12 protein-coding genes are annotated in these 13832 nt (G+C 70.3%); 5 read left to right on the top strand and 7 right to left on the bottom strand.

All coding sequences use genetic code 11. From position 1 onward, the window contains the following. Positions 1-43: 43 nt before the first annotated feature. On the bottom strand, positions 44-640 hold the full coding sequence (locus tag AB0B61_RS44175; RefSeq protein ID WP_358445787.1) for a CHRD domain-containing protein: 597 nt from the start codon (positions 638-640) through the stop codon (positions 44-46). Positions 641-881: 241 nt separating this feature from the next. Then, positions 882-4100 carry a BTAD domain-containing putative transcriptional regulator gene (locus tag AB0B61_RS44170; RefSeq protein WP_358445784.1) on the bottom strand — a complete coding sequence of 1073 codons (3219 nt, stop codon included), beginning with the start codon at positions 4098-4100 and terminating at the stop codon, positions 882-884. 164 nt (positions 4101-4264) lie between these two features. Here AB0B61_RS44170 and AB0B61_RS44165 point away from each other — a divergent pair, with 164 nt between their 5' ends. Then, entirely contained in the window at positions 4265-4885 is a 621-nt protein-coding gene (locus AB0B61_RS44165) for an L-threonylcarbamoyladenylate synthase (RefSeq protein ID WP_358445781.1), read from the top strand. A gap of 148 nt (positions 4886-5033) precedes the next feature. On the opposite strand, the gene AB0B61_RS44160 is transcribed toward AB0B61_RS44165, so the two are convergent. Then, positions 5034-5666, bottom strand: coding sequence for an NAD(P)H-dependent oxidoreductase (locus tag AB0B61_RS44160; RefSeq protein WP_358445778.1), 633 nt, complete (start codon positions 5664-5666; stop codon positions 5034-5036). Between the two features lie 137 nt (positions 5667-5803). Here AB0B61_RS44160 and AB0B61_RS44155 point away from each other — a divergent pair, with 137 nt between their 5' ends. Next, the gene (locus tag AB0B61_RS44155; RefSeq protein WP_358445775.1) at positions 5804-6445 is read left to right on the top strand and encodes a helix-turn-helix domain-containing protein; all 642 of its coding nucleotides are present in this window, start codon (positions 5804-5806) and stop codon (positions 6443-6445) included. A 39-nt stretch (positions 6446-6484) separates the two neighbouring features. On the opposite strand, the gene AB0B61_RS44150 is transcribed toward AB0B61_RS44155, so the two are convergent. After that, on the bottom strand, positions 6485-7378 hold the full coding sequence (locus tag AB0B61_RS44150; protein ID WP_358445773.1) for an NmrA/HSCARG family protein: 894 nt from the start codon (positions 7376-7378) through the stop codon (positions 6485-6487). A 101-nt stretch (positions 7379-7479) separates the two neighbouring features. Between AB0B61_RS44150 and AB0B61_RS44145 the strand changes: the two genes are divergently transcribed. The 3 genes from AB0B61_RS44145 (at position 7480) to AB0B61_RS44135 (ending at position 9659) form a co-directional block, all read left to right on the top strand. After that, positions 7480-8088: a TetR/AcrR family transcriptional regulator gene (locus AB0B61_RS44145; protein ID WP_358445770.1), complete on the top strand. Its 609-nt coding sequence runs from the start codon at positions 7480-7482 to the stop codon at positions 8086-8088. 223 nt (positions 8089-8311) lie between these two features. Further along, positions 8312-9289 (top strand): hypothetical protein, encoded by a 978-nt coding sequence (locus AB0B61_RS44140; RefSeq protein ID WP_358445768.1) that lies wholly within the window; start codon positions 8312-8314, stop codon positions 9287-9289. 115 nt (positions 9290-9404) lie between these two features. Next, on the top strand, positions 9405-9659 hold the full coding sequence (locus AB0B61_RS44135) for a hypothetical protein (RefSeq protein WP_358445766.1): 255 nt from the start codon (positions 9405-9407) through the stop codon (positions 9657-9659). Positions 9660-9677: 18 nt separating this feature from the next. On the opposite strand, the gene AB0B61_RS44130 is transcribed toward AB0B61_RS44135, so the two are convergent. The 3 genes from AB0B61_RS44130 to manD form a co-directional block, all read right to left on the bottom strand. Next, entirely contained in the window at positions 9678-10088 is a 411-nt protein-coding gene (locus AB0B61_RS44130; protein ID WP_358445763.1) for a hypothetical protein, read from the bottom strand. 113 nt (positions 10089-10201) lie between these two features. Continuing rightward, on the bottom strand, positions 10202-12499 hold the full coding sequence (locus AB0B61_RS44125; protein WP_358445761.1) for a polysaccharide lyase 8 family protein: 2298 nt from the start codon (positions 12497-12499) through the stop codon (positions 10202-10204). A gap of 78 nt (positions 12500-12577) precedes the next feature. Next, complete coding sequence (gene manD / locus AB0B61_RS44120; RefSeq protein WP_358445758.1) at positions 12578-13807, bottom strand: D-mannonate dehydratase ManD; 1230 nt, start codon at positions 13805-13807, stop codon at positions 12578-12580. Positions 13808-13832: the final 25 nt, after the last annotated feature.

Genomic DNA, 13832 nt, shown 5'->3' with positions numbered 1-13832 from the left:
GGGCATTCCACCTCTGGTGGAATGCCCCGCCGTAGAGAGCGATTTACCAGTGAGCGCCGTTGTGGAGCTGGCCACGGACCGCCCCGTCGGGGAACTGGGCGGTGTGCATGTTGGCGTACCAGTTCTTGGGGTGCTTCTTGATGTCCCTGAGCAGGCTGCTGTTGACGCGGACGGAGCCGAAGCTGGTGTTGCCGCGAATGGTGCCCTTGGACAGCAGGTCGATCACGACGGGTCCGTTCACGCCCGCCTTGCCGCGGTGGATGTGGAAGTTGGTGGGCTTGCCGGTCTTCCTCCACTGGACGAAGTAGTAGAAGCGGTTGCCGTTGATACGGAACTTGGCAACGGCCACGCCGTCCGGGTCGTTGACCTTCTTGCCCGCCTCGCGCACCTCATTCCTGCCGAGGAGCCCGGCGGCGAAGTAGTACTTCCTGGACGTGCTGGTCATGGGAGCGCGGCTGTGCGCGGCGGGGACCGTGACCGTCTCGGCGGAGTGGGGCAACCGCCATTCCGGTGCGGCGGCCGCGGGAGTGGCGGTCACCGCGGTGGTGGCGACCACCGCGACCGCTCCGGCCGCCGCCGCGCCGCCAATTACCCGCCGCCACGAGATCCGCCCGCTGCCCGCCTGATTTAACGTACTCATCATTGCCTTTCCTTTTTGACTCGCGCTTCTGACCCTTTGATCGCTGCAGACCATATGAAAGACGATAGTAGTCGTTCTGCGTAAAAATGCACATTCGGCATGTGAGCAATGCCACAGGGTTTTCACAAGGGCATGAGATGCGTTCTTGAAAAATACTGAACAGAAAGTGGAATTCGCACTCGCCGACTGGAATCCTCAATAGGCGTCTTGATAACGAGTGAATATTTACTGGATTCGCGACTCAATCGTCCAGCGTGGCCAGGAACTCTTCGGCGCGCCGGGCGAACAGGTGGGTCCCGCGTTCGGTGGACAGCGCGCGGCACCTCTCCGCGACGGCCCTCACCTCGGCGACGGACTCCCCGCCGGCCAGCAGCAGTCGCGCCCGCAGTAGGAGGAGCAGGCCCTCCGCGTAGCGCTGACCGTAGAGATCGAGGCAGGAGTCGGCCCTGTCGAGGGCCGCGGCGGCCTTGTCCAGCGCGCCGGCGACCAGCCACATCTCGCACAGATGCCCGTAGAAGGTCGAGACGCTCGCCCGCGGTGGGTCGAGGAGGTTCGTGGCGATGATCCGCTCGGCCTCCGCCCCGGCGCCGGCCGGGTCCTTGCCGGTCATGGCCAGCGCCCAGCACCGGGCCAGCCGCTGGTAGGTGCCGAGGAAGACGAAGGAGAAGTCGGGGTCGGCGGCGATGCCGCGTTCCGCCGCGCGCAAGGCCCGTACCGGGTCGCCGATCAGTGCTTCCATCCTCGCTGTGTGCGCGGCCCACACCGTGATCGTGAACGGATCGTCGCCAGGGGCCGCCAGCCGGTCGAGCAGCGATCGCGCGCCGTCGATGTCACCGTGCATCGCGGTCGCCTCCGCGAGCATCCCGATCATCAGCAGCTGCAGGTCGTACCAGACGGGATCCTCCTCGCGCCGGACGACGCGGGTCAGCAGGATCTCGCTCGCCTCGGTCAGGCGGCGGAACGCTTCGCCCATGTTCCCGTCACTGAACTGCTGAAGTCCCCACGCCTGCAGCCCGTACGCGCGTACGAGCGGCTTGGCGGACGCTTCACCCGCTGCCAGCAACCGGCGCGCCAGCAGCCCGCTGCGGTCGTTCTCGAGGGCTTGGGCGTGGGCCGCCCAGCGGGAGTAGAGCAAGACGATGGCGTCGACTTCCCGGCCGAGGCGCCGAGCCAGGAGCTCCGCGCGTTCCAGCAGATCCACCGACGCGGTGCCGTACATCTCACGCATCCCGACGACCGCGATCAGCTGGGACAGAGCGGGCAACTCCACCTCCGCGAGGCTGGCCGTCCGCGCCACCCGGACGGCCAGCCGCAGTTGCCGCTCGGCGGCCTCGAGCGCGGACTTGGCCGCCGCGTGACGGCCCGCGCGCACCAGCGCCGCCGTGGTCCGGCGCGGATCGGCGAGCGGGCCGGCCGCCCACAGGTGGTGGGCGACGCGCTCGGCCACGTAGTCGCCGGAGGAGTCGGTACGTTCGAGCGTGTCGGCCACGCGCAGGTGCAGCGGGTTCGCCCGCCCGGGAGGCGTGGTCTCGGAGACGGACTCGCGGACCAGGTCGTGCGAGAAGCGGAACGAGAACGGGTTCCCCGGTGTGGGTTCGAGCAGGCCGAGCGCTTCGACGGGCTCCAGGCGGTCAAGGCAGGTCTGCACGTCCAGGCCGGCGACGCCGGCGAGCAGGCTGAGGTCCACCTCCCGGCCGACCAGCGCGGCGATCTGGAGCAGGTTCCTGGCGCAGTCGTCGAGCCCGGCCATCCGGTCGCGTACGACGTCTCGCACGGTGGCGGGCACTCCCACTCGCGCTCCGGCGTCCTCGACGAGCGCGCCGCTGTCGGCGAGTAGCAGGGCCAGCTCCCGGACGAAGAACGGGTTGCCGGCCGTACGCGTATAGATGCCGCGGACGGCCTGCGGGCCTGGATCCTGGCCGGTCTCGCGGCGGACGAGCTCGGCCACCTCGGCCATTCCGAGAGGACCGAGCCGGGTACGGAAGTGGCCGGGCCCCCGGCTCGCCGCGGCGAGCGTCCGCGTCAGCGCCGATCCGGGTACGGGCGCGCGGTCGCGGAGCCCTCCGATGATCGCGGTGCCGGCCGGCAGCCGGGCCGCCAGGTGGCTGAACAAGCGCAGCGACGCCACGTCCGCCCACTGGAGGTCGTCGATCACGAGCACCAACGGCCGTTGCGCCGCGACCTGGCCGACGGCGGCGACGGCCGCCTCGAACAGGCGGAACTGGGCGCCGGCGTCGGGTGCCACCGATTCGCCGAGGACGTCGCCGGCCGGCTCCAGGAGGTCGCCGAGTTCGCCGGCGAGCCACTTCTCCCGCGCCGCGCCGGGCAACTCGTCCAGGACAGCGCCGACCGCCTGGATCCACGGCCACATCGACGGCGTTCCTTCGCCTTCCAGGCAACGGGCCCAGACGACGGCCGCGTCACGCTGCTCCGCCTCGGCGGTGAGCTCCTCCAGCAGACGGGTTTTGCCTATCCCCGGCTCGCCCTCCAGGACGATGAGCCCCGTGCCGCCGGTGAAGGCCGGCTCGATCGCCTGCCGCAGCGCCGTCAGTTCCTCCGCTCGGCCGACCAGGACGCCTCCGGATCTCGCGATGGCCCGTACCGGCGTGGGCGAGTGTCCGGGCGCCCGCTGCACGGTCTCCGTCAGGTCCTGGTTCAGCGTCCGCCGGTGCGCGGCGGCCAGGGCGTGGCCAGGGTAGATGCCAAGGTCCTCAGCGAGGCGGGCGCGGACCGCGCGGAACACCGACAACGCCTCCGCCTGCTGCCCGGCGGCGCCCAGCGTGGAGATGAGGCTCGCTTGCACCGGCTCGTGCAGGGGCGCCATCCTGGCCGCCAGGTGCAGGGAAGGCAGCATCCGCGCCGGCCGGCCCAGCGACACCGCGAGCTCGGCGGCCGCCGTGCACGCGTCGAAGAACTGGCCGTCCAGCCTGGCGAACATCGACGTCGCGGCCGGTCCCTGGTTCAGCCCATCGCCCGCGGGGCCCTGCCAGAGTTCCAGCGCTTCCACGTAACAGTCGAGAGCCTCCTCGTGGCGCTCCTTCGCCAGGGCGGCCCCGGCGGCCTCGACGAGGTTCCGGAACACGACCAGGTCCAGCGTCCCGGCGCCCGCCGCGAACAGGTAACTGTTGCCGCGCCGCTGCAGGAACGAGCCGGAACTTCGCGCCGAGATCTCCGGCTCCAGCAGCCGGCGCAGCGACCCGACGTACTTGTGGATGACGTTGAGTGCGCTCGCCGGCGGATCATCCTGCCAGATGAGATCGATCAGCTCGTCGGTGCTGATCGGCCGCCCCTCCCGGGCCAGGAGAAGGGCCAGCAGGAAGACCTGCTGCCGCGGACCGGCGCTCAGCTCGACGCCGCCCCGCCAGAGCCGTAAAGGACCGAGAATCTGGAAGAGCAGGGAGTCGCCGGAAGCCCGTCCGTCCTCGCCACCGCCGCCGGTGGGAAGGATTGCCACAGCCACGCGTGTACCACCTTGGAATGTCATGGGGATCGCCTTGAGCTTGGACAGTGAAGCCGAGCGCGAAGCCGGCCGGTACTGTGATCCTGCTCAACCAGTGCCCATTCCCGGTCCAGGCCTGGGGTCGCGTGTCAGGTGGTGGGGTGCCCGCTTCTAAGATCCGAGGTGTGGCCAAGTATTTCGCTCTGCACCCGGACAACCCCCAACCCCGCCTGATCAGCCAGGTCGTCGAGTCGTTAAACACCGACGGGCTGATCGCGTACCCGACGGACTCGTGCTACGCGCTGGGGTGCCGGCTGGGCAACAAGGAGGGCCTCGATCGGATCAGGGAGATCCGCAGCCTCGGCAGTGATCATCACTTCACGCTGGTCTGCCGGGACTTCGCGCAGTTCGGTCAGTTCGTTCACGTGAGCAATGCGGTGTTCCGGCTGGTCAAGGCGGCGACGCCGGGCGGATACACCTTCATCCTGCCCGCGACCAAGGAGGTGCCGCGGCGGTTGCTGCACCCCCGGAAGAAGACGGTCGGTGTGCGGATCCCTGATCACATCGTCACCCAGGCGCTGCTGGCCGAGCTCGGCGAACCGCTGCTGTCGAGCACCCTGCTGCTGCCCGACGAGACCGAGCCCGCGACACAGGGCTGGGAGATCAAGGAACGGCTCGATCACGTGGTGGACGCGGTCATCGACTCGGGCGAGTGCGGCGCCACCCCGACCACCGTCGTCGACTTCTCGCAGGGTGAGCCCGAGATTCTTCGTCGCGGCACGGGAGACCCGTCCCTCTTCGAGTAGGTTCGAGCAAGGGTGAGGGCCGCCCCGATCATCACGGGGCGACCCTGGCGGCGGCCGGCGCTCGGCCGGTACGGCCGCGGCCGCGGAGCACTTGGCCGATGCGAGCCAGTGGCGCGGAGCACTTGGCCGGTGCGAGACGGTGGCGCGGCTACTTGGCGGCCAGCTCCCGGCCCGCGTCGCGGGCGGCGGCGAGGGCGTCGCCGTGAAGCTGCGCGGCCAGCGGGCGCAGCGATTCCATGGCCGGGTTGGTGGCGGCGAGAGTGAGCTCACGTTCGACGATGGTGAGGTCGGCCTCCCACATGTCACTCAGAACCCGCGTCAGGTACGGGGTGGAGTGGTCCCAGCCCTCACGCGGGGTCCCGGGTCCATAGCCGCCGCCACGCACGGTGGCCAGCACGGTCGGCTTGCCCTTCAGCACCGGAGTGCCGGCGCCCGCAGCGGCGATGACCAGGTCGGCCCAGGTCTTGAAGTGCTGGGAGACCCCGTAGTTGTACAGCGGCACGGCCAGCAGAACCGCGTCGGCCGCTTCCAGTTCGGCCGCGAGCCGCACGGCCAGCGCCAGCGCGTCACGCTGCGCCTGCGTGCGGTCGGGTTCGGGGACGAACGCCGCGGTCGCCGCGAGCGCCCAAGCCTCGGCGGGCAGCGGGTCGGTGGCCAGGTGACGACGCACCACCGGCACGCCGGGCCGGGTCGCGGTCCACTCGGCTTCAACGAGGTCGGCGAGCTCGGCGCTGGAAGAGGTGCCGGGAAGGATGCTGGCGTCCAGCCGGAACAGACTCATGATCATCTCCTTTAGAGTGCCGCGTCACGCGGCTCAACGGTGTCGGCGGCGGCCTGACCTGGGTGCCGGCGCCCCGACTCGCTTCAGCATAAGCGGACTTTACCCCGCTTTATATTCCAGAGGTAGGGTGAGAACTTGTGGATCTCCCTGTGGTGCCCTTCGGTCGTCCCCGTGCGGAACGGGTGGACGCGGCGCGCAACCGTCTGCAACTGCTCCAGGTGGCCCGCGAGATGATCGCCGAGCACGGGGTGGAGAAGGTGACCATGGACGGCCTGGCCGAACGGGCCGGCTTGGGCAAAGGGACTGTCTTTCGCCGGTTCGGCACCCGCGCGGGAATCTTCCGGGCCCTGGTGGACGAGGACGACCGCGCCTTCCAGCAGGCCGTCATGGGCGGGCCACCGCCGCTCGGCCCCGGAGCCGACCCGGTGCAGCGGCTGATCGCCTACGGCCGGGCCCGCATCGCCTTCCTGCTCGACCACCACGCGATCGTCCGCGCGGCCCTGGACCGCAACCAGCCCGTCCCCGTCGGCGAGCACAACCTCTCCCGGCTGCACGTCCGCATGCTCCTGGGACAGGCGCGCCAGTACGAACTCCTGGACATCGCCGACCTCGACAGCCTGGCCGTCCAGCTCACCGCCGCCCTCGAAGGCCCGATCCTGCTCTACCTGGGCATGTCGCGGCCCTTCCCGGCCGACCCCACTCCGGCCTCCATCCCGTTGGCCGACAGCTGGCAGACCATCATCGAACGCCTCTTCCGAACACCGTCACACAGCGGTTAGCTCACGGGCAGCGCCCCAGATACCCGATTGACAGGCCCGTCAGAGAGCGGCGTGGGCCCAGTCGGTGAAGGTCGTGGTCGGGATCGCGAGAGCGTGGGCGAACTCGGGACGCGCCGGTGCCGGATGCAGGCTGGCGTACCGCTGCGACAGGACATACTCGCGGCGCAGACCGGCGGCCTGTGCCTCCGAGGGGTCGGCGGGAAGGGTGATGGGCCTTCCGAGGACCTCGGAGAGGATCGCGGCCGCCTCGCGGAAGGTCAGCAGGTCGCCCGCCAGTTCCAGTTCGACGCCGTCGAACCGCCCGGGGCCGGCGAACGCGGCCGCGGCCGCGACGCCGATATCGTTCAGGGCGACGAAGGGCTGGGGAACCTCGGGATCCATGGCGACCAGCAGATGGTCCGGCCGCCCGTCGGGGAAGTAGAACGACGGGTAGAGGAGGTTCTCCATGAACGTGCTTGGGCGCAGGATGGTCGTGTAGCGGGTCGCCGCGTCACGCATCGCCTGCTCCGCGGCGGCCTTGCTGCGCCAGTAGTGTCCCATGTGGGCTCCCCATCGCTCCTCGTCGATCGGTTCGCGGCGGCCCGCCCCCGACACCGAGGTGTGCACGATCTGTTCGACGCCGGCCTTCTGCGCCGCGGCGGCGAGATTGCCGGCGTATCGCACCTCCGAGTCGCCCATGAGATCCGCCAGGTCGGGCATCTGGATCGAGAACACGCCTCGGGCCCCGTCGAGGGCCGCCACCAACGAAGCCGGGTCCCCCAGGTCGCCCGTCACGAGCGTGGCGCCGTGGGCGGCGATCTCCTGTGCGCGCGGCGAGGTGGGATCGCGTACGAGAGCGTGCACGTCCGTTCCCGCTCGGAGCAGGGCTCGCGCGGTCGCCCCGCCCTGCCGGCCGGTCGCGCCCGTGACCAGCACGAATGATGAATCCGACATGTCTGCCTCCAGCGACCCCATAAACGGAGGGGCACCCCGCTTTGCCGGACGCTACGATATGGGGGGTCCCACCGTTTGTCCAGTGAAGGGTGAGAGCGACGATGAACGCGGCAGGTCCGGCGGGCCGGGCAGACAGGCAGCGCAATCGCCGGCGACTGCTCGAGGCCGCGGAGGCGGTGATCGGACGGGACGGCGCACAGGCCTCACTCGAAGAGATCGCGCGCCGCGCGGGCGTCGGCTCAGCCACCCTGCACCGGCACTTCCCCTCGCGACACGACCTGCTCAACGCGGTGTTCCACGAGGGCGTGGAACGGCTCAGCCGGCGCGCCCAAGCACTCGCCGACAGCCTGGCTCCCGGCGACGCGCTCGCCGCGTGGCTCGAGGAAGTCACGACGTACACCGCGACCACACGCGGACTCGCGACGGCCCTGATGTCGGCCCCCGGCTGCGCCGTCGCCGCGGAAGACAGCTGCCACGGCCTGATACATGATGCGGCGACGCGTCTGGTCACGGACGCGGAGGAAGCGGGCGTCCTGCGCGGCGAGGCGACGACCCACGACCTCATGACCCTGGCCAACGCCATCTCCGTGGCCTCCGACGGCGATCCCGACAGCGCTCGCCGGCTGTTGCGGCTCACCCTCGGCGGTGTCCTGAAGAGTCCGCCCGCCGAGCACCCTCCACTGAGCCGAGCGGCGAGGAACACGCACTGACCGCTACCCCCATGCCACAATCCACCGGTGGTGTTCGGCGGCTGCGCTCAAAGCTGACAGCCGCTGTCCACCGTGTCAGGCGAGGATTGTTGGCGACGCTCCATGAGATGATCGAGCTCATGATGGGTTTGTCAGGCACGGGCCGTCCGGTCCTTCACCCCTCCAGGTCGGCCGGCGAGGCTGCCGCGATGTTCACCGCCGGCCTGGTCACGGCGTCGGCCGCGTGCTGAGCATGGTCGAAGCGGAGACCACCCCGCGAGTCCCGCGCACGTTCGGGGACGGCCTCGCCTCTCCCTTCCCCGGCTGCGACCCCATGAGACCCGCGAGCCATCCAGAGCCGGTCGGCGTCGGGCAGATCCCGGGATTACGACCGCGCCTGCGCCCTGGTGACGGGGGCGAGGTCCCCGCGGCCGACGTCGACCTTGTGGACGCGCTGGATCCGCGGACCCGGCGTACGGTGACGGCCTGGCTGTGCGAGAAGCCCTCCGCTCCTCTGCGACAGACACGGTTGCGGGTCCTGGCCTCGTTCCTGCGCTGGCTGCACACCGCCGAGCCGGCCCTCGAGCTGCTCACCGCCACCGAGACTCAACTGGACGCCTACTGCTATGCCGCCCTCACCACCGGCGTACGCGCGTCCGGCAAGCCCTTGACCAGGGCGACGGTGATCCGGAGACGCGCCACGCTGGCCTCCTTCTACGCCTTCGCCCGGCGAACCGGCGCGGATCGGTCTCACCGCGGCGTGACCGGCACGCCTCCGCTCACCCCGGCCGAACGACGCCTGCTGCGAACAGGTGCCGGGCGGCTGGCCGACGGCGGCCGGTGGGCCGAGGCTCTCGCCGTCGCACTGCTGGAGGCGACAGGCGCCTCCATGGAGGCGCTGGCCGCTTTGACCGCCCACGATATCCGCCCTTCCGCCCCCGCCGACCAGCTGACCCTGATCACCTTGCGCGACGGCCGTGATGGCGTCGTCGCGTTCCCGGTGTCGCCCGAGGTCCGCCACCTGCTGCGCGCGCTGTGCGCCAGCCGTTCCCCTGGAGAGCCGCTGATCAGGCAGGATGGCGGGCGGAGCATCGACCTCGAATGGATCGGGGCCGCGCTCACCGACGCCGCGCTCGCCGCCGGCATAGACAGGCAGCGAGCCGAACTCCTGCACCCGCGCCTGTTGCGCGCCCGCACGGTGACCGAGGTCGCGCGCCCGTAACAGGCGAGCCTCGCGCCCGTAACTGGCGGGCAGCGCGCCGCCTGGCGAGCCGAGCGGGCGTAACCGATGGGCCGGGCGGGCGTAACCGGCGGGCCCATCGGGTCAGCGCCCGCCTGTGGCGCGGCTGCGGCGGGAGAAGGCCGAGCTGGTCAAGCTCACGGCGGCGGAGAGGGGAGAGGTCCCGCCGTTGACCGACGCGCAGGCCGAGGCGGAAGCACGCGGACTCTGCGCCTCCATGGACGGCCTGGAGATCCAGTGGCTGCTCGATCCCACGGTGGACCTCGCCGGCCTGTTCGGCTTCCATCTCGACCACACGCTGGAGCGGTGGAAGAGCGGCGCGTACGCGCCACTCCCCCTCGGGGGTCGCTGAGCGATCGGCCGGCCGGGGTCACCTGCCGCCGACGAAGGACCTGGCGGGGATGAAGAGCTCGTGCCCGGTGTTGAAAAGCACCCGCACCCCGGCGGTCGTCCACTCTGTCGTCTTGACAGAGTCGGCGGACGTTTCGATGTCCACCCAATGGCCGTAGGAAAGGCTGGGATCCCGGCCGACGAAGATCTGGTGCGACTCCCCGGCAAGGGCGCTGCGGTGGATCAAGGCCAGCAGATGCTTCGAACCGTCGTCGTAGGCCACAGTGGCCGGCTGGTCGCTGCGATAGACCACCTCGGACCGCGGCCACCGCACCGCGACGGACAGCACCACACCCAGCGCGATGCCGAGAACGACCAGCCCGAGTCCCTTCAGCCGCCGGGACCGGTGCGGACGGGTTAACGACGGTTCCACAGCCAAGGGCGAAGTCATCTACGGCCTCCGTAATGGTCAACTCAGTAGTAGTTCGTCGCTCCGGCAGGAGAAAAAGTTCGCGAGCGCCGACGGCTGTTCACCGTTCCTCGACCCGGGCTTGCTCGCCCGCCTCAGACGTGTACCTCGGCCGTATGGGCGTGCCCGCGGCTGCGACCGACCTCCACCTTGACCGAGCGCTTGGCCTTGCGCACGCCACGGTCGCGCTTCTTGACCGATTTCACCCGCCAGGGCAGCGTGATCTTCACCTCGTCGCCGGTCCTGGACGGGTCGGAGACCGCCAGCCGTACCCGCCCGCGGTCGCGGCGGATCAGCAGCGTGCAGGGTCCGTCGGCGTGGAGCGTTCCGTCCGCGGTCTCGACGGTCCCCGCGCGCCAGAAGACGGCGGCGAGCACGTTGTCACGGGCGATGGCCTGCACCGTTCGGGAGTTGGCGAGGATCTTGATCCGCTGCCCGTACGCCGCGGTCTGCGCGATGGAGGCGTCGGGCAGGACGGCATAGGCGTAGCGCGCCTTGCGCGGATCGACGCCGTGGTCGAGGAGGATCGTCGTGTAGTGCCTGGTGACGGGGGTGTTGTCGCCGCCGGTGGTGGCGCCCTTGTCGATGTCGCGCCAGCGGCCGGTGCGCTGCTCGCGGATCACCTTCGCGTCGGCGCCGTCGAGCAGGGCGTAGCCGGCCACGCCGGACAGGTGGACCCAGCCGTCGCCCCTGGTCAGCGGCGGATGCCAGTCGTGGGTGTTGCGGTTCTCCACGATGGTCTCGATGCGGCGGCCGTCGGAGGCCGCGATGCCGGCGCCGAGGGCGATCACCGCGTCATCGAGCAGGAACCACGCCTTCTTGGCCCGCAGCGAGGAGCCGTCGGCGATCAGCTTCATGGCCGCCACGCCGTACTCGCCGTCGAGTGCCACGCCGCCCGCCCACGGGGTGGGCGGCAGGCGGCGCTTGCTGTGCGAGAGGGCGGCGCGCCTGCGCGTGTCGACCGTCGTGCCCGGCAGCCGGTGCGGGTCGATCGTCGGCCACAGGTCGTCGTTCCAGTGGGTGAGGTCGGCGGTGTAGAGGTAGGTCATGCCGTCGCCGGTGTACCAGCCGTGCAGGTTCTCCTGGTTCATGGCCTCGGCCGCGCCGATGCGCTCCGAGCTCATCGCGATCGCGTAGGCCCAGTTGGGGCGGCGGTGCACGACCCGGTCCATGTCGGCGAAGACGTACGTGCCCGTCATGCGCGGGCCGACCGGCACCGACAGGTCATCCAGCAGGGCCTTGGCCCCGGCGATGCTCGCCAGCGATGGGAGCGTGGGGGCGGCCTGGTTACGGGTGATCCAGCCCTTCACCAGCGGTCGCCAGCGCTGGGCGTAGCGCTCGGGCGCCGCCTCCAGCAGGGTGAGGATGGACTCGACCGCCTTCTCCCCCGAGTGGTGGTCGCGGTGGCCCTGCACCGAGATCTGCCGGCCGCGTACGCAGTCCATCATCAGCCCGTCGAAGATGAACGGCGCGAAGGAGCGATCCACGAGGTCGTAGACGTTGCCGATTCCGGTGATCTTCCACGGCGACCTCGCGAGCATGGCGATCAGCTTGGCCACGCTCTCCAGGTAGTCCACGCCGTAGCTGCCGTTGTAGGGGAACACGTCGTGCTGGATGAACGACCCGTCACGGTAGAAGCCGTCGCCCGGACCCTTGGTCGGCCGCAGCAGGTCGGAGACCGCGTTCCTGGCCCGCTTGACGAGGCGGGCGTCGTGGGTGAGCAATCCGCGCATCGCCACCGCCGTGGCCTTGCCCGCCCGGTTGGCGCCGGTCTCGACGACGCCGGGGTGGCTGACGCGGCGCTCCGGGTTGGGGCACCAGCGGCGCAGGGGGCGCAGCCAGCGCTCGAGGCGGTCCTTGGGCAGGCCGTCGTACAGCAGGGCACAGGTGTCGGTCAGCGCGCGGGGGACGCCGATCTCCCACCAGTACCAGTTGCTGCCCCGCCGGTCCAGTCCCTCGTGGTAGGCGTGCTTGTACAGGAAGTCCAGCGCCATGATCGCGGTGTCGGCGACCCGCCCGTCCCGGTGCATGGTGGTGCCCGGCGTGGCCCAGCCCAGCGCCAGGGTGCGCATGCGGTTGTAGGCGCGGTTGAAGTTGCCCGTACGGGGGTCGTCGAGGGGTAGGTCGGGCCACAGGCTCGGGCGGCCGGGGTCGGGCTTCAGCTTGCGCAGCACCGCGTTGGCCGAGCCGTCGACCGCCTGCGCCTTGTCGGTGTAGACGGAGTCGTACGACCCGCCGGCCAGCAGGCTCACCCACCGCTCACGCGCGGCGTCGAACGTGGCGGCACCGACCGTGGCGGTGCCGGCCGCCTCGGCCGGTCTGTCCCAAAGAGCGAGGCCGGCCACGGCCGAGGTGCCCAGCAGGGCGGACCGCCGGCTGAGGGGGTGGGTCATGGCGGCCTTCCGACAATCGCGCGAACATCAGCTCAAAGGATCATATGTCGACTCGCCCATAGCCCGGATCCGCCGTGCTCACCAGTCATGGACGGTGCCGTCCGCGAGCCGGTTGAACGGCAGGTACGCCGGTTGGTACGGGAATCGCGCCGCGGCCTTCTCATCGAGCTCCACGCCGAGCCCCGGCAGCCCGCCGGGGTGCAGGTAGCCGTCGGTGAAGCTGAACGACTGCTGGAACACCTCGTTGGTCGCCTGACCGTGCTGCATGTACTCCTGGATGCCGAAGTTGTGGATCGCCAGGTCCAGGTGCAGGGCGGCGGCCATGCCGACCGGCGAGATGTCGGTCGGGCCGTGGATGCCGGACTTGATCTGATACTGGGCGGCGTAGTCGAGCAGCTTCCGCATGGCCGTGATCCCCCCGGTGTGGGTGACGGCGGAGCGGACGTAGTCGATGAGCTGTTCGCGGATCAGGGTCTGGTAGTCCCACACGGTGTTGAAGACCTCGCCGATGGCCAGCGGAGTGGTGGTGTGCCCGCGGACCAGGCGCAGCGCCTCCTGGTTCTCGGCCGGCGTGCAGTCCTCCAGCCAGAACAGGTCGTACGGCTCAAGGGCCTTGCCGAGCTTGGCGGCCTGGATCGGGGTCATCCGATGGTGCCCGTCGTGCAGCAGCGGCAGCTCGGGCCCGAACTCGTTGCGCACCGCCTCGAAGACGCCGGGCAGGTGGCGCAGGTAGGCGCGGGTGTCCCAGTCCTCTTCGGCGGGCAGCGCCGTGCGCTGGGCCGGCTCGTAGTCGTACCGCTTGCCGTCCACACTGGGCTGGGCGGCTACTCCGTACACGGCGTTGATGCCGGGTACGGAGGTCTGCACCCGGAGCGACCGGTAACCCATCTCCAGGTGCCGGCGGATCGAGTCGAACAGCTCTGGCAGGTCCCGGCCCGAGGCGTGCCCGTACGCCATGATCCCGTTCCGGGAGGCTCCGCCGAGCAGTTGGTAGAGCGGCATCCCGGCGGCCTTGGCCTTGATGTCCCACAGCGCCACGTCCACGGCCGCGATGGCGGCCATGGTGACGGGCCCGCGCCGCCAGTACGCCGAGCGATAGAGGAACTGCCAGGTGTCCTCGATGCGATGCGGGTCCCGCCCGAGCAGCAGGGGGACGATGTGGTCGGCCAGATACGACGCGACCGCCAGCTCCCTCCCGTTGAGGGTGCCGTCTCCCAGCCCGCTGATCCCCTCATCCGTCGTGATCTTGAGGGTGACGAAGTTGCGGTCGGGGCTGGCGACGATGACGTCCGCCGCGATGATCTTCACGCAGATGCCTTTCTCACAGGTGGTG

It is taken from the genome of Nonomuraea sp. NPDC049158 (genome assembly GCF_040648335.1).
Lineage (GTDB): Bacteria > Actinomycetota > Actinomycetes > Streptosporangiales > Streptosporangiaceae > Nonomuraea.
Note: the sequence above shows the minus strand (reverse complement) of the source record. Positions and strands in the feature narration are given on the sequence as shown.